The sequence below is a fragment of the Psychrobacter sp. genome (assembly GCF_030454045.1).
Lineage (GTDB): Bacteria > Pseudomonadota > Gammaproteobacteria > Pseudomonadales > Moraxellaceae > Psychrobacter.
Genome location: NZ_JAKDJE010000011.1, coordinates 40939 through 57575, shown reverse-complemented (window position 1 = coordinate 57575; position 16637 = coordinate 40939). Strand labels below are relative to the sequence as shown.

General features: G+C 44.2%; 16 protein-coding genes. 9 read left to right on the top strand and 7 right to left on the bottom strand.

The genetic code is table 11. The features are described 5' to 3' along the window. The first annotated feature begins 122 nt into the window (after window positions 1-122). The 5 genes from L0G63_RS03850 (at window position 123) to pnp (ending at window position 4609) form a co-directional block, all read left to right on the top strand. Window positions 123-647 carry a type 1 glutamine amidotransferase domain-containing protein gene (locus L0G63_RS03850; RefSeq protein ID WP_301449437.1) on the top strand — a complete coding sequence of 175 codons (525 nt, stop codon included), beginning with the start codon at window positions 123-125 and terminating at the stop codon, window positions 645-647. A gap of 74 nt (window positions 648-721) precedes the next feature. After that, window positions 722-883, top strand: coding sequence for a hypothetical protein (locus tag L0G63_RS03845; RefSeq protein WP_301449436.1), 162 nt, complete (start codon window positions 722-724; stop codon window positions 881-883). A 109-nt stretch (window positions 884-992) separates the two neighbouring features. Next, on the top strand, window positions 993-1169 hold the full coding sequence (locus tag L0G63_RS03840) for a hypothetical protein (protein WP_301449435.1): 177 nt from the start codon (window positions 993-995) through the stop codon (window positions 1167-1169). A 374-nt stretch (window positions 1170-1543) separates the two neighbouring features. Beyond that, window positions 1544-1810 (top strand): 30S ribosomal protein S15, encoded by a 267-nt coding sequence (gene rpsO, locus L0G63_RS03835; protein ID WP_238035965.1) that lies wholly within the window; start codon window positions 1544-1546, stop codon window positions 1808-1810. A gap of 696 nt (window positions 1811-2506) precedes the next feature. Continuing rightward, window positions 2507-4609 carry a polyribonucleotide nucleotidyltransferase gene (gene pnp / locus L0G63_RS03830; RefSeq protein WP_301449434.1) on the top strand — a complete coding sequence of 701 codons (2103 nt, stop codon included), beginning with the start codon at window positions 2507-2509 and terminating at the stop codon, window positions 4607-4609. A gap of 100 nt (window positions 4610-4709) precedes the next feature. Here the strand turns inward: pnp and L0G63_RS03825 are convergent, their stop codons facing one another. The 4 genes from L0G63_RS03825 to L0G63_RS03810 form a co-directional block, all read right to left on the bottom strand. Then, entirely contained in the window at window positions 4710-5273 is a 564-nt protein-coding gene (locus L0G63_RS03825; protein ID WP_301449433.1) for a hypothetical protein, read from the bottom strand. Between the two features lie 28 nt (window positions 5274-5301). Continuing rightward, window positions 5302-5853: a hypothetical protein gene (locus tag L0G63_RS03820; protein WP_301449432.1), complete on the bottom strand. Its 552-nt coding sequence runs from the start codon at window positions 5851-5853 to the stop codon at window positions 5302-5304. Window positions 5854-5995: 142 nt separating this feature from the next. Then, entirely contained in the window at window positions 5996-6253 is a 258-nt protein-coding gene (locus tag L0G63_RS03815) for a YheV family putative metal-binding protein (protein WP_301449431.1), read from the bottom strand. Next, window positions 6254-8464, bottom strand: coding sequence for a M3 family metallopeptidase (locus L0G63_RS03810; RefSeq protein WP_301449430.1), 2211 nt, complete (start codon window positions 8462-8464; stop codon window positions 6254-6256). A gap of 559 nt (window positions 8465-9023) precedes the next feature. On the opposite strand from L0G63_RS03810, the gene L0G63_RS03805 reads away from it, so the two are divergent. From L0G63_RS03805 to L0G63_RS03790, 4 genes are all read left to right on the top strand, one after another. After that, complete coding sequence (locus tag L0G63_RS03805; protein ID WP_301449429.1) at window positions 9024-10136, top strand: hypothetical protein; 1113 nt, start codon at window positions 9024-9026, stop codon at window positions 10134-10136. 258 nt (window positions 10137-10394) lie between these two features. Continuing rightward, window positions 10395-11150, top strand: a complete 756-nt coding sequence (locus tag L0G63_RS03800; protein ID WP_301449428.1) for an endonuclease/exonuclease/phosphatase family protein — start codon at window positions 10395-10397, stop codon at window positions 11148-11150. 178 nt (window positions 11151-11328) lie between these two features. Beyond that, window positions 11329-12354, top strand: coding sequence for an NADP-dependent oxidoreductase (locus L0G63_RS03795; RefSeq protein WP_301449427.1), 1026 nt, complete (start codon window positions 11329-11331; stop codon window positions 12352-12354). Between the two features lie 231 nt (window positions 12355-12585). Continuing rightward, window positions 12586-12882, top strand: a complete 297-nt coding sequence (locus L0G63_RS03790) for an EcsC family protein (RefSeq protein WP_301449426.1) — start codon at window positions 12586-12588, stop codon at window positions 12880-12882. 83 nt (window positions 12883-12965) lie between these two features. On the opposite strand, the gene L0G63_RS03785 is transcribed toward L0G63_RS03790, so the two are convergent. The 3 genes from L0G63_RS03785 to L0G63_RS03775 are packed head-to-tail and all read right to left on the bottom strand — an operon-like array spanning window position 12966 to window position 16445. After that, window positions 12966-13583 carry an alpha-ketoglutarate-dependent dioxygenase AlkB gene (locus L0G63_RS03785; protein ID WP_301449425.1) on the bottom strand — a complete coding sequence of 206 codons (618 nt, stop codon included), beginning with the start codon at window positions 13581-13583 and terminating at the stop codon, window positions 12966-12968. Between the two features lie 17 nt (window positions 13584-13600). Then, window positions 13601-14494 (bottom strand): alpha/beta fold hydrolase, encoded by an 894-nt coding sequence (locus tag L0G63_RS03780; protein ID WP_301449424.1) that lies wholly within the window; start codon window positions 14492-14494, stop codon window positions 13601-13603. 37 nt (window positions 14495-14531) lie between these two features. Further along, window positions 14532-16445 carry an ABC transporter ATP-binding protein gene (locus L0G63_RS03775; RefSeq protein WP_301449423.1) on the bottom strand — a complete coding sequence of 638 codons (1914 nt, stop codon included), beginning with the start codon at window positions 16443-16445 and terminating at the stop codon, window positions 14532-14534. Window positions 16446-16637: the final 192 nt, after the last annotated feature.

The following is a 16637-nucleotide window of genomic DNA, read 5'->3' as shown; positions in this document are numbered from 1 at the left end:
AGAGTTCAATAATATACGTTGTGTCTTACAACTACTTTTGCAAGAGGTCTATTAATGAATGATAAAAATATTATAACAAATGAATTGATACAAACTCGACGCTAAATACAAAAGGAAATATTATGAAAACGATCGCTTTTTTACTACACAATAATTTTGAGCAAGCAGAATACGAAGAGGTGAATAACCAGCTGAAAGACAAAGGTTATAAGACGCTACTGATCACTACGAACGATACTAAAGAAGTCCAAGCCATGCAGCAGGATGTAAATAAAGGTGATACCTTTACTGCTGATATCTTCGTAAAAGATGCAAATGTTTCCGATTATGATGCATTGGTATTACCAGGTGGTACGGTCAATGCGGATACCATTCGTGGTAATAAAGAAGCCCATGACATTATCAATGCTATCAATGATGCAGGTAAACCATTAGCTGTGATATGCCACGCTTCTTGGGCGCTTATCAACACGGGCATTGCAAAAGGTAAAACCCTTACTGCCTTCCATACATTACAAACAGATTTGGAAAATGCTGGTGCGACGTATGTCGATAAAACAGTACAAGTCGATGGCAATTTAATTACTTCACGTAATCCAGATGATATCAGTAACTTCGTTAATGCCATTGATAAAGCATTGTCTTAAATTTTACTTCATTTATTGAAAGATGAAAAATTAAGAACTCTCAAATATTTATAATTATAATTAAGGAAAATATTATGTCTAACTCTAATCCAAATGATACTAAACTTGAACAGCAACGCTCTGAATCAGCAAAAGCCGCTCTTAAAGGCCAGACTGAAAATAACCATACTGAAGATAACGAAGCTGCAGCTGAGCGTATTGCTGACAACTTAGAGAATGCTAAAGAAGATAAGTAACACGCTCAAAAAGTCGCCTGTAACAGGGTGACATCGTCGTACTTAACTTTCAGTTCAATATCGATAATTCTGAAATATAAATTCCAAAAATTATAATTTAGGAGCTAATATGAGTAATTTATCAGGCAATATGGACGAACAAGAAAAAGAAATTGAGCAACTTTCAGAGGATATCAATCCTAGTGAAGATGCTGCACCTGATAGTCTAGCAGAAGTGACGACTGCAGCACCACTCGACAGTGATGAGCTAGGTGGTAATGCAACAGAAGATGATATTAAGAAATAGGGTTATTTTACCAATGATGACATCATCAGTTTCTTACTAATAGCTAAGATAAGTTTACAAGTATTATGAAAAACTGCTGCTAGTTCAGCAGTTTTTTGTTATAATTGCCCTCGCATTTAAATCAGGTTCTGAACAATGTACCACAGTCGGCTTATTGCTTTAATTAAGTATTATAGCTAATAGATGCGATGCGGGGGTTCAAACGGATTAAATGGTTTTTTATTTTTAATTGCGCTTGTCGTACACTAGGTCAACTCTAGTAATGCAGGGTTGTCCTGAATGGCGTACAAGTCATTTTATTTATCACTCTACTGCTTTTAAGCTGACTTAATGATAGTTAGTGTTGAAAGCCTTTAGCATTGCCGGAGATATTTATGCTAACTAATACTGATCGTGAACAAATTATTGCGCAATACCAACGTGGCGAAAACGACACTGGTTCTCCAGAAGTTCAAGTAGCTTTATTGAGTGCGCGTATCAATGATTTGCAGAACCATTTCAAAGCACATAAAGCTGACCATCACAGCCGCCGCGGTCTTATCCGTATGGTTAACACACGTCGCAAATTGCTTGATTACCTAAAAGGTAAAGATCTTGGTCGTTACACTGCTCTTATCAGCCAGTTGGGTCTACGTCGTTAATTTAGCGATAACAGTATGAGCGGATGCCAAAATTAAGGCTGTCGCTATATGGTGCTGTCTTCAAGTTCTCGCTAAATCGCTGATTACTCGTTTATTGTTATTAACAGAATAGATTTTTAAAAAACGGTGTGGAATAGTTTCACGCCGTTTTTTTATGCTTATTCATTTTAGAGACGGATTATAAAGCGTGTAAGCGGTTTTCTCACAGATTGATACTAGTAGTACTATTAAAGTCTGAGAGATTATATTGAGTATCGATAGTGGTGCGATTCTTCAATTAATTGGTCAACAGCTATAAATCACTGTAAAATAACACCTTGTGAGTTCGACATTGTATTTACTATATATGTGCGATCTACAGAGTAAGTGCTGCGCAATCTAGTTTGCTGCACACATGTTTGACCATTGAAAATGTCGAAAAATAGCCTGTACGGTTTTTAGCGTCGAAGTCTTTTGACTTGAAGCGTTTTTGATAGTATTTATAGTAAAGCAAAAATTGAACAACCGAATATATAAAAGTACGACGTCTAGCATAGACAGATATATGGAATGATTAATAAGGTTATTGGCGCTGATTGAGATGATTTCGAGAAGAAAAATTATCAGTGAGTGGCCATATACATAGAGTTTTAATGACGGATATCAGTGTCTTATGATGCTGGTATCATTTTTGTCAGCCAACATTAGGAAGATTATATGACAATGTTTAATACCATTAAGCGTGAATTTCAGTACGGCGACCAACAAGTCGTTATCGAGACAGGCCGAATTGCCCGTCAAGCAAACTCTGTATTAGTACACATGGGCGGCGTTACGGTACTTGTCGCAGCAGTGGTAAAGTCAGAAGCCAAAGAAGGTCAGAATTTCTTTCCGCTCACTGTCAACTATCAAGAAAAAATGTATGCAGCGGGTAAGATTCCAGGTGCTTATGGCAAACGTGAAGGCCGCGCGAGCGAGTTTGAAACACTAACTTCTCGCTTGATTGACCGTCCGATTCGTCCACTATTCCCTGAAGGTTATGTCAACGAGATTCAAATTACTGCCACCGTTGTGTCATCAGACAAAACGCAGTCTGCAGATATCGCAGCACTAATCGGTGCTTCAGCAGCATTGGCTATCTCTGATGCGCCATTCAATGGCCCTGTCGCTGCCGCTCGTGTTGGTTTTATTAACGGCGAATACGTACTAAACCCAACGACTGAGCAGCTTGAAACCAGTGATCTAGATTTGGTCGTGGCTGGTACTAAATCTGCGGTATTGATGGTGGAGTCTGAAGCAGCTGAGTTGTCAGAAGATCAGATGTTAGGGGCGGTATTATACGGTCATCAGCAGCAGCAAATCGTTATCGACAATATTGTATCGATGGCGGAAGAAATTGGTACTGCTAAGCAGCAGTATTCTGCGCCTGAGCGTGATCAAGCACTTACAAACAGCATGAAAGAGCAGTTTGGCGAGCAAGTGGCTGACGCTTATACCATCACTGATAAGCAAGATCGCTACACCAAGCTTGATGAGATCAAGCAATCAATCATTGATACCCTCGCTGGTGATGCTGAGTCAGAAACGTATGCTGATACAGTGTCTGAGCTAAAAGAAATCTACAACGACCTTAAATATCGTACCGTTCGTGACAATATCTTGTCAGGCAAGCCACGTATCGATGGTCGTGACCTTGAGACGGTTCGTGCGCTTGATGTGCAGGTTGGTGTATTGCCATATACGCATGGTTCAGCACTGTTTACTCGCGGTGAGACGCAAGCACTGGTGACAACCACGCTTGGTAACACCCGTGATGTCAATATGATTGACTCACTAGGTGGCACGATTCGTGACCATTTCATGCTGCATTACAACTTCCCGCACTTCTCAGTAGGCGAGACAGGCCGTGAAGGTATTCCAAAGCGTCGCGAAATCGGTCATGGCCGTCTGGCACGCCGCGGTGTCCAAGCAATGCTACCAGACAGCGAGCGCTTCCCATATGTCATCCGTGTGGTGTCAGAAATCACTGAGTCAAACGGCTCGTCTTCTATGGCGTCTGTTTGTGGTGCAAGCTTAGCATTGATGGATGCTGGTGTACCATTAAAAGCACCAGTTGCTGGTATTGCGATGGGTCTGGTTAAAGAAGGCGAGCGCTTTGCTGTCTTGTCAGACATCTTGGGTGATGAAGATCATCTAGGTGATATGGACTTTAAAGTAGCGGGTTCTAAAAACGGTATCACTGCGCTACAGATGGATATCAAGATCGAAGGTATTACTCCTGACATCATGGAGCAAGCGCTTAAGCAAGCCCACGCTGGTCGTATCCATATCTTGGATGCGATGAACCAAGTATTGCCTGAGAGCCGTACAGAGATCAATGCACATGCACCGAACTACGCAGTTATCGAAATCAACCCAGACAAGATTCGTGATGTGATCGGTAAAGGCGGCGCAACTATCCGTCAGCTGACTGAAGAGACGGGTGCTGTTATTGATATCGATGATGCTGGCACGATTCGTATCTTTGGTGAAAACAAAGCAGCCACTAAGGCCGCCATTGGCAAAATCGAAGCCCTAACGGCAGAAGTTGAAGTGGGTAAAACGTATGAAGGTACGGTCGCTCGTATCGTTGACTTTGGTGCGTTTGTTAACCTATTACCAAACACTGATGGCCTAGTGCACATCTCACAAATCGCAGAAGAGCGCGTAGAAAATGTATCAGATTACTTAAAGGAAGGCCAAGTGGTCAACGTGCTTGTCCAAGACGTTGATAACCGTGGTCGTATTAAACTGACGATGAAAGGTGTTGAGCAGAACTAATTCTCAATACTTAGTGTCAGTTAAGTAAAAAACCGCTTTGATTTGGATCAAGGCGGTTTTTTTATGTATTCAAAAAAATAATGATCTCGCCAAAGTTTATTTATAAAATGATACTTTTGGGCACATGGATATCGATACGCAGCTTTGGTAAATCTTGTAAATACTCGCTCAGTAATGGCAATGTATCAGTCTGCCAATCTAGAGGGAGTAGTTGACCATTCTCATTTTTGGCATGTTCCTCATTACGTGGATTATCAAAGATAAGCGGACGCGCCAGTAGAGCAACTCTACGGATACCCTGATAGCGTATGAGCGGAATTAATTGTTGCTGTAGGTCGATCAGAGCCATGATGAGCCAACGCGACCGCGCAGGATGGTATGGGTGATTTGATATAACGAGGTTGGCGATATAGCTGGGCTGATTGCCGTTACTACTGATGCCAAGACCGGCTTGCTCACGTGTGCGCTTATGCAGTAAGCAGCTGCCAACACTCAAGCTACCATCGCGGCATGCCCTATGATAACGATGGTAATTATCAGGGAATAAGGTCTTGGCTCGTGTGAGTACAGGATCCAAAATAATACCGGCATTATTCACAGGCAAAATGAGCAGCTGTGCATTACTGTTTAAAATAGAGGCATGTGTGAGTTGCAAATTTGCCATCATAACCTCCTTTATCTTAGCTCTGCTTTTATTGTGCTGCTATTTGAGCAGAATCTTCTGCTTCTAACTGTGCAATTTGTTGTTCGAGTAGAGCAATTTGTTCAGCTTTCATGTCAGTGAGCTGTTTATTCATCGCCAATTGCTCAGCGGCCAGCTTCTCTTGTTCAGCTAAGCGTTTGCGCTCATCTTCTAAGCGATCAATCTCTTCTTTGGCCAAACTGTCTGTCTCTGGCAAAGGAGCTTCTAAGATAGCTTTAGGACTTGGTGTTTCAATCCTATCTTCATTGTCTACACTGCGAGTTTCATTGATCACCGTATCATCACTAATTATAGTGTCTGTATCGTCAGTGATGATATCCTCTGGCGTCGAAGTTACCTGAGCCGCTTCAATTTGCTCAGCCATTGTGGGGGAGGTGTCGACAGGTAAAACGGTGTTTGGTTCAGGCTTCGCCCACATCATGTAACCAATGGCGATAAGTATCAACGCAAAAATGAGTATTACCCAAACCGGTCGGCCTGCTTTTGCAGATTTTGCTTTAAAGGACTTATGTAATAAAAGGCGCATTTTTTTACGGTTCATATTATGATCGATGGATATCAAGAAGATAAGTAGACCTACTATAGCAAACTCAAAATAAAAAGCCTATCTATTGATAGATAGGCTTAAGTCAGTATTAAATAGTGAGTCGCTTAGGTGGTAGTCTAGAATCAACACTGGATAACTAGGGTTTGAATTTTACCGTTCCACTCGTACCCGTGGTCATGGCATCGCGAGCAAGCTGATCCTCAAGCTGGTTTTTGGCGCTGATGGCATCAGGATCGGGCCGGTGTTCCGAATGGCCACACTTTGTGCATTCGATATACTCATCTGGTACTGGCGTGACGATATTGACTTGTACCACGGCATCCATCTCTTGGCATTTTGGGCAGCGTACCCCTGCCAAGAATCGGCGCTTAGGACGAGATGACTGATAGCGCATTTAGATAACCTCGCGTGTCGTTTGAGCATTTGCAGCATCAGGACTTTTTGCATCGGTAAAACCATTATGGCGCAATAGGGCATCGATACTGGCACGACGACCACGGAAGTTTTTAAAGTTGGTTTTGGCTGGGAAGCTGCCGCCAACAGATAAGATAGACTCACGAAATGCTTTACCTGTTGCTGGGTTAAAAATTCCCTCTTCTTCAAACTTACTAAACGCATCTGCCGAGAGCAGCTCTGCCCATTTGTACGAATAATAACCTGCGGCATAGCCACCTGCGAATATATGGCTAAAGCCATTGGCAAAGCGGTTGTAATCAGGCGTCTGCACCACAGCAATGTCGTGTCGAACGGTATTTAATGTCGCCAAAATACCCTCATAGTCGAGCGCTGGTGTATGGGCGTGAATCAGCAAATCAAACAGCGCAAACTCAATCTGGCGCAGCGTTTGTAGGCCGCTTTGGAAGTTTTTGACGGCCAATAGTGCATCGAGTTTGTCCTTGGGCAGTGGCTCGCCAGTGTCGACATGACTGCTAATAAGGGCAATGCCTTCAGCATCCCAAGCCCAGTTTTCCATAAACTGACTAGGAAGCTCGACGGCATCCCATTCGACGCCATTGACGCCTGCGACATCACCGACCGTCACTTGAGTTAACAAATGATGTAAGCCGTGACCAAATTCGTGGAATAAGGTCAGCACCTCATCATGGGTCAATAAGCTTGGTTTGCCATCAAGTGCGGGCGTAAAATTGCCAACCATGAAGCAAACAGGTAGCTGCTGATGGTTTTGTTCCTCGTAACTGTAACGAGATTGAAAACCACTCATCCAAGCACCGCTGCGCTTGCCGCTACGAGCAAACAAATCAAAATAAAACCCGCCAATCAATTGATCATCAGCATCAAACAGTTGGTAAAAACGTACGTCATCGTGCCAGCGTGAGACAGAATGAGAATCTGCACTGTCTTCAGTACTATTGCTTTGCTCTTTTACTGTAATACCGTATAAGCGCTCAACGATGGAAAACAGACCACTAATCACTTTTGGCAATGGAAAGTACGGACGAATCTCTTCTTGCGATAAGCTAAATGCGCTCTGCTTTACTTTTTCAGCGATATAAGCGCTATCCCATGGTTGCAGATCATCAATCCCATAATCCTGCGCACATTTTTGTAGCTGAGCCAAATCTTTCTGCGCAGCTGGGGTCGCTTGAGTGGCCAAGTCACGCAGGAACGTTTCTACTTCCAAGACACTGTCTGCCATCTTAGTCGATAGGGATACTTCAGCATAATTATCAAAGCCTAATAACTTGGCCTTTTGTTCACGTAAGGTGAGAATTTGGCTCATGATATCAGCGTTATTGAGCGACTCTCCCTTAGCATTGGTATGGGTGTCAAATTCAGAAGCGCGCGTGACATAAGCGTGATAGAGCGTTTCACGCAAGCTGCGGTCATCAGCGTGGGTCATCACTGCTAGATATACAGGAATATTCAAGCTTGCGACATAATAAGGTGTCGGGAGCGCATCTATCTGTGCTTGAGTCAGTGTGCCATCAGCAAGCGCACGCGTTTTGTACTGCTCGCCTGCATCTGCCAATAGTGCCAAACCGCTTTCTGTTAAGCCTTTTAGCTGATTTGGTTGTAGAGGTAATGCAAAGGCTTGGGTTGCATCCAAAATATGATCAGAGAATGTTGCAGATAAGGTTGATAGCTCGCTTTGGATCGCGGCAAATTGCTCTTGCTCAGCTTGAGGCAAGGCGACCCCTGATAGCTCAAAGCTGCGTAGTGCCAGCTCAATTGCACGCGCCCGCGCAGGCTCTAATGTAGCAAAGAAATCTGTGTCATTGACGATTGCTTGATAGCGACGAAATAATGGCTGATGTTGGCCGACCTTTGTACCGTAAGCGGAGAGCTTAGGCAGGATCTCATGATGCACCTGACGAATCTCATCGTTGCTCATCACGCCGTTGAGGTGTGACAGAATACCCCAGCTACGATCTAGCGCCAGATTGATATGATCAAACTGCATCACATCTGCCAGTGCTTGCTCAGCGCTTAATTTTGTAGTGCCAGTACTATTGTCAGCCACCGCCGTCAAGTTATCTAAGAAACGATTGGCAGCATCGATAGCATCGATGACTTGGCGCTGCAATGTGCTTGGTGCCGCATCGGTAAAATCGACAAGGCGTAAATCTGAAAGAGGAGAGGTCATATAAGTATCCGATATTAATGATTATTATGAAAGAAAGATTAGGCAAACGTAGCTTTTAAATCGCGCTTGATACGAGCTAACTTTGCGATGTACTACGATTCGCGCCATTTAAAATTTATATTTAGTTATATAAAAGATGGGTTCGTTTAATAAAAATACAACCTGATTACTTATAAACTAAGAGTGAATAATTAAACTAAAAGTGAATGCTCAAAGGAAACGACAAATAATATAGTAGGCTGAGATATAGTTGATCCAATTTGGGAGTGGTACAAGGCAGCCGAGTGCAGATGTATCTGTCATACTTCAAGCAAGGTTAACGCTGTAACGCTTTTATAGTGGATTGACTATATTAGAAATCTTTAACAATACAGATTGCTCTACTTACAAAGCGCTATCATTTGCTTGCAAATTAACCCTATAGCGAGCTTAGGGTAACTGTTAGCATCAAGATAAAGGAATGCAGGACAGTGTCCAAGAACATACAAAACCGTACATGGAACGAAGATAGCGAACGTAAAAAATGATTAGTAAATGATAATAAAACAAGGAGCAAGGTATGAAAGCGACTCTTAAAAGCTTACGAGAAACAAAAGCCAATCCAGCGGTCAGTGTCTTTGTTAAGACTCATCGAGCACATCCAGCTAACGAGCAAGATCCTATCGCTCTAAAAAATCAGTTGAAAGTTGTCGAAGACCGCTTAAACAAAGAATATGATAAGAGCACAGCGACAACCATCTTAGACAATATTCATGCAAAGACTAAAGAATTAAACCATAACTATAATCTTGATACTTTAGCCATATTTGCTAGTACAGAGGACGTGCAGATTGTACGTATGCCAATCGATACGACCGAACGTGTTGTCATCGCAGACAGTTTTGCCACTCGTGATTTAGTGCGTGATATGGCAAGTGCGGTGCATTTCTACGCCGTTGTTTTGACTCGTGACCATGCCCGCTTGATTGAAGCCTCAAACGACCGTGTCGTGAGAGAGTTTGATAAAGATGATGATGTGCAAAACAACATGGAAAATATCCAGTTTCCTGTTGAGAATAACGGACTATATACTACAGGTGATGGCGGATCAGACCGCTCGTCAAACAATGAAAGCAGTCACTTAAAAGAATTCTTTAACCAAGTGGATAAAAGTGTCCAAGAGCTTTGGGGCGAGCACAAAATGCCACTTGTGATCGTGGGCGATGCCAAAAATATCGGCTATTATAAGGAAGTCTGCGACCGTCCAGATAACATTATTGCGACCGTGTCTAATGCCACCCATCTCGATGATGGTAGCGCTCAGCACATTATTGATAGTGTACAAGAGGAAGTCGAGGCGTATCGTACGTCACTGCATCAGGCGGCACTAGGTGAAATTGATAAAGCCCGCGGTGCCAATATGCTGCAGACTGATTTACAAGAAGTCTATCGTAGCGCGTTCCAAGGCGCTGGCGAGACTCTATATGTACGCCGCGGCTATATGCAATCTGCAAAAATTGATGAAAAAGCCCAAACGTTAAGCCTTGTAAGCGACGCTAGCGCAGAAGGTGTGACCGATGATGCCATTGGTGAAATCATCGAGCATGTCATTCATAACGGCGGTGAAGCAGTATTCATGCCGCAAGAGATGATGGGTGAAGATCAACCCATTGCATTGGTAACTCGTTACTAATTTGACATTTGATAGCGACTAAGACGCTCATCAATAAATGAGCAACTAGCCGTTTATAAGTGTAGTTAAGAGCAATGGTTCAACACGAACCATTGCTTTTTTATTATGCTCAACTCACACGAGCACGTCTCAGATATCACGCTCCCTTAACAACATTACTATGAGTTGTCTCTGATTAACTGCTGATGACAAATAAGACTGCTGTTATACTCAGTAGCGTATTCATCTACTTATCGACTTTTTATAACGACTGAATCTATGACTACTACTTCGTTTGTTTTGACCAGCTACAATATCCACAAAGGTATGTCACCGCTAAACCGTCAAGTAAAAATGCAAGGTATTGCTCAAGCGTTAGAAGCGGTGGGCGCCGACATCTTATGTTTGCAAGAGGTGCAAGGGCAAAACCTTAAACGCAATATGCAATATAACGAATATCCCAATCAGTCTCAGCATGAATGGTTTGGCGAATTTTTGGATTTAGAAAATAGCTATGGCAAAAACTCAGAATATGAGAATGGCCATCATGGCAATGCGGTATTGAGCCGGTTCCCATTAGACCCAAAACACAATGTCAATATTACGGTCAATCGGCTAGAGCAGCGCGGGGTCTTGCACTGTGAAGTACAGCCTATCGGTTGGGACAGACCAGTTGTGGTACTGTGCGCGCATCTAAATCTGTTTGAGCGTGACCGTATTAAGCAGTATCAGGCTATCAGCGACTATGTGCGCCATGAGATCGCACCTGATCAGCCGCTTATTCTGGCAGGTGATTTTAACGATTGGAAAAAAATGTCTTGCGACAAACTGGCTACTGAGCTTGGCATGATAGAAGCATTTAAACATTGTCATGGCAAATTGCTACCGACATTCCCCGCAAAACTGCCAGTGCTCAGCCTAGATCGTATCTATCTGCGTAATTTGGTCGTCAAAGACGCATGGGTACATAGTGGAAAGCCGTGGTCATCACTGTCGGATCATTTGCCGATTAGTGCAGAACTGATGCTGCCTTAATACTTTCTTAATATTTGGTGGTAACTTGCTCGGATGCACTGCCTTGATAATCTATCGAGACTAAAACATTTTTTTAGCAAAAATACTATCGACTAAAATCGTCCCTTATGAAATAGTCACCTAACGTAAGATAAATAGTAACCATGCCCTAATGAACAAAATATAAGGATATTCTGCAATGGCAACGCCAGCTACTAATGACAACAATCAGCAACATCAACTACCCAATACACAGCACGCTGCATTAATACGTGAATTCGGTGAACCTGAAGTCATGGTTTATCAAGATGGTGTCGACATCCCTGAGCTGCAGAAGGATGAGGTATTGGTAAAAGTCGCCTACGCCGGTATCAACCCTGTCGATTATAAAACTCGCCAAGGCAAAGGCTGGGGCGCAGACAATATTCAAAAACAAAAATTCGATAACGACCAGCCTGCTATTTTGGGGTTTGACGTATCAGGTACAGTGGTTGATAGCAACAGCGATAAGTTCGCCATTGGCGATCGAGTCGCTGCTTTGACCTTTACTGGTGGTTGCTATGCGCAGTATGTGGCGGTAGACACCAAAATGCTGGCCAAAGTATCAGAAAATGTGACATTAGAGCAGGCAGGGGCATTGCCGTGCATTGGGCAAACAGCGCTACAGTTTGTAGAGTTTGCAGATATCAAAGAGGCTGAGCATGTCGTGATCAATGCACCAGCAGGCGGCGTTGGTCATTTGCTGATTCAATTATTAATGGACAAAGTGAGCCGTGATGATATTAAGGTCACAGTTATTTGCTCACCAGAAAAATATGCCAAGCTCGGTGAGCTTATCGATACCGACAAGCTGGCAGGCTGGATCGATTATACCAAAGATGAGGATTTCCCTGATTTGCAAGCTGATGTATTGCTTGACTTGGTTGGCGATAATGCTGGGGTGCGTGCCCTGAGTGTGCTCAAATCTGGTGGCCGAGTCAATGTGTTGCCCACTATTTGGGTTGATAAGCTCAAAGAAGCAGGCGAGCAAAAAAGCTTAGCAGTCTCAGGGTATAAAGCGCAGCGTAGTGGTGACGATATGGCGCGTGTTTTACAGCTCGTTGCTGACGGTGAATTGATATTAAAAATCCAAAAAACATATCCACTCTCTGACGTGGTAGCCGCGCACCATGAGCTACAAAAGGGTGATGCCTTTGGCAAGATTGTTCTTGCTGCCTCTGAATAACAAACGCCAGTCTGTCGTTAGAAAGCAGTAGCATCCTTTACGTACTTCATAAAACTCTACAAGAATGATGTCTCTGACAACACAACAGGTCTACTCTCTGGCGTTGCCTGCTGTAGGATAAAGAGACAGACGAAAAAGTAACGGATCATGTGGCCTATGAAGCGCAAGTGCGTGAAGAAATAGAAGCATGGAAAACCCTGATATAGGGGCGTTGAGCAAGTCATCAGGACGTTGAGTGATGCGGCCAATTGGACACTGAACGCGCAAGAGGTGATCGATAGCTATCAAGAAGAATCTGATCTGGCAGGCTCATCGATTGAGACATTGGATGACACCAATGAGATGATTAAAGATCCAGAAAAACAGGCATTTAATCAGATTAATGAAGAGGTCATGTCGCGGGTACTGCGTCAAACAGCGACGAAAGTCGCGACCAATATGGTCAAAACCAAGGCGGCGCAAGTCATTCCAGCAGTCGGTGCGGTAGTCGCAGGTGGCGTCAATGCCAACTATACGGCCAATGTCTGAGAAGCGGCGCATCAATGCTACCGTGAACATTTTTTAGATCGTCTTGCATAGGTAATCGTTTACTCAACCTGACCATGGCAGTTTTAGTGTGCAAGCATTTGCCGAAATGTCAGGCTAATCCGTCCAGTATCGACTGTTTTTGTTTTCGTGATTGTATGCTTCCAAAAGCGCTGTGTGTCCCCATGCATGACGATTAATTGTCCAGACTCAAGATAAAGCGCGACTTTTTCTTGAGTTTTTTTGTGCTTAAAAACAAATTTGCGGGTGGCACCAAGGGAGAGAGACGCAATGATTGGTTGATGACCGAGCTCCTTTTCATCATCTGCATGATAGCCCATGCCCTCGCTACCAGAGGGGTAGTAATTGAGTAGGCAGGTATTGAAGTGAGCTGCAATACCGATGTCTGCCAACGCTTTTTCTATCCATTGTTTCACGTGGAACACTTGGTACGACCATGGTACTGTTTGCCGCGTATGCCCTGAATACTGATAGTCTGCCTCTGTCTCTCCCATCCAAACAATCTGACGAGTCGTCACATGCGTCTGACCAAACAATGTCACAATGTCTGACTGCCAAGGTAGCTCAGCCAGTAGCGTATCATAGAGCGTTTCTGTATCGTCTATAAGCATTCCAAGGTCGTGTACCTTACCATCATAGGGTAATAAATTATCTGTAGGTGCAGGTGCAAAAAGATCTGTCATAGGTCAATGAACCTCCCTTATAGGTGGCTTTTTCGATAATGCTCGTTAATAATCTGAGCACATCGTTCGGGCGCTTCCATTGGCAATAGATGACCATAATCTAGCAAGGAGATGATGCGGCTATCAGGCACAAACTGTTGCCATTGCCGTCGCACTTTGTGATTGATAAATAGCGTAGGCTTCCCTGTGATCAAAGTATAGGGACAGCGCAGTTTTTTGAGCGCGGTATCGATATGAGGGGCGGCAAAATAATTGGCCAGCTCTTGCTCTGGAGCAAATATAAGCGTGTAGCTATCATCTGGGTTTTTGCTCAAGCTCTGTTCGGCAAATATCTGCAAGTGTTCATCACTGATTCGTCTATAAGCACGCTGCGCACGCAAACTCTCATAATACTCATGAGCATTTGACCAAGTCGATTGTTTGGCTGATGTACTTTTAAAAGGCTCGCGGCTCAGCAGGATAGAGCGCGGTAACAGATTATACAAGGTGGCTTGGTTTTTGGTGAATGTGACAGGCTCTATCAGATATAGCTGCGAGAACAGCTCTGGACGTTTGGCTGCTGCCATAGCGGTGGCGGTGGCGCCTTGTGAATGTCCGATACCGACGACAGGCGCGTCCTGTGTTTTTTCCAAAAATTCAATGAGCATATCAGCATCTTGCTCACGTGTCAGACGACGGCTGTGCGGTTTGTCATACCAATAGCCACGCAGGGCAAGTGAGCTGATATCAAACGTTGCTGCCAGCTCATGCAGCAGCGGCGTATAAGTACCGACCGTAAAGCTGTTGCCTCCATAAAAGTGCGCCGGCGCACGTTTGTTGTGCTCTGCTGCTACTGATGGGTTGAGACTGCCAAGGTCGTAGTAACGTGCTTTTTTACCATCAAGATTGATACTGTTTGTAAATGCTTCCATAAAATAAACACTTCCTTGTGATTTATTTTGATAGCTCTTAGTTGTCTTCACCTAAGAAACCACCGCTTTGACGTTGCCATAATTTAGCATAGACGCCATCGCGTGCGAGCAGCGCCTCGTGACTGCCTTGTTCAATAATACGACCTTTGTCCATCACTACTAGTCGATCCAGTGCCGCAATGGTTGATAAACGGTGGGCAATGGCAATCACGGTTTTGCCAGTCATCATGTCGTTTAAGCTTTCAGTAATGGCAAATTCGATTTCAGAGTCAAGGGCACTCGTGGCTTCATCAAGCAGCAAAATTGGTGCGTTTTTCAGCATTACGCGGGAGATGGCGATACGCTGGCGCTGACCACCTGAGAGTTTGACGCCGCGCTCACCGACCTGGGTATCAAGGTCGGTGTTGCCTTTGTCATCGCTTAAGTCTTTGATAAAGTCCCATGCTTGGGCTTGCTTAGTGGCTTCAATAATTTCAGCATCGGTGGCATCTGGACGACCATAAGCAATGTTTTCACGGATGGTACGATGCAATAATGAGGTGTCTTGGGTCACCATACCAATTTGCTGACGTAACGATTCTTGGGTGACCTCATCAATTGCCTGTCCATCAATAAAGATTTTGCCACTATCGACATCAAAGAAGCGTAGTAGTAAATTCACCAAGGTTGATTTGCCTGCCCCAGAGCGTCCAACCAGACCGATTTTTTCACCTGGTTTGATGTCCAAATAAAAGTCATCTAGCAGCTTCACACGGTTGCTCGCCAGTGCGGTACCTACAGTGTGCGCCTCATCGACGCGCGCGCCTTCATCATCGGCAGCGCTCATATCCTCTTCGTAACCAAAATCAATATGATCAAAGACAATACGACCATCAGTGACCGTTAGTGTTTGCGCATTGGGTTTATCGACGACTTTTTGCGGGGCTGATAGAGTACGCATACCATCTTGTACCGTACCAATACTTTCAAACAAACTGGTGGTCTGCCACATAATCCAGTGGGTCAAACCGTTTAAGCGCAGTGCCATAGCAGTCGCTGCGGCAATCGCACCAACACCAACATCGCCTTGTTGCCACAAATATATACCGATAGCTGCAGTCGAGCCAATCAAAGTCACACTGATGGCATGATTGACGACCTCAAGATAGCTGACCCAGCGCATCTGTGCGTGTACCGTACCCAAAAACTGATTCATCGCGTATTTGGCATAGCCAAGCTCACGCTGCGAGTGGCTAAACAGCTTGACGGTCATGATATTGGCATAAGCATCGGTGATGCGCCCGGTCATCAACGCACGGGCATCCGCTTGTACAATGGCCGTACGTTTGAGGCGCGGAATAAAATACCACATGGCAAGCCCAAACAGCACAAACCAAACCGCAAACGGAATGAGCAGCAAGCTGTCCAGATTAAATAAAATCACCCCAGTAGTGACAAAATATACCACCACATACATCATCATATCGGTGATGGTCATCACCGTATCACGCACCGCAAGTGCAGTCTGCATCACCTTTGCTGAGACACGTCCTGAAAACTCATCTTGATAAAACTGCATCGACTGCCCAAGCATGCGGCGGTGAAAACGCCAGCGCATTTGCATCGGAAACACGCCTTGGATCACTTGAAAATGTACCAATGACGATAAGGCAATCCAAAATGGGCTGAGGATTAAGACAGCAAACATCAGCAGTAGCATGTCGCTTTTTTCTGCCCACAGTGTCTGCGGGGTATAAGCACCCAGCCAATCCACCAAGTTACCAATCCATGCAAACAACATGGCCTCATAGACCCCAACACCTGCGGAGAGGATCATAAATAAGAACAGCCAGCCACGCAAACCATGAGTACAGGCCCACAAAAACTTCAACAACCCCTTACGAGGCAATGGCATGGGCGTTTCTGGGAAGGCAGGAAGACGGGATTCAAAAAAACGAAAGAGAGCGTTCATAGGCGGCAATAATACGTCAAAACAGAGCGGTTTTGAGTCGTTACTTATGTTAATAAAATAGCAGGATATTTTATCAAAACTTGGCAATCAGGCGTGCAGTAAATTGTAATTTACCCATGCATAGTGCTTTTGGTTGATACGTTATTGCCAATAACGCGCGTGGAAATACGGATAAATAGATTGCTGTCAAAA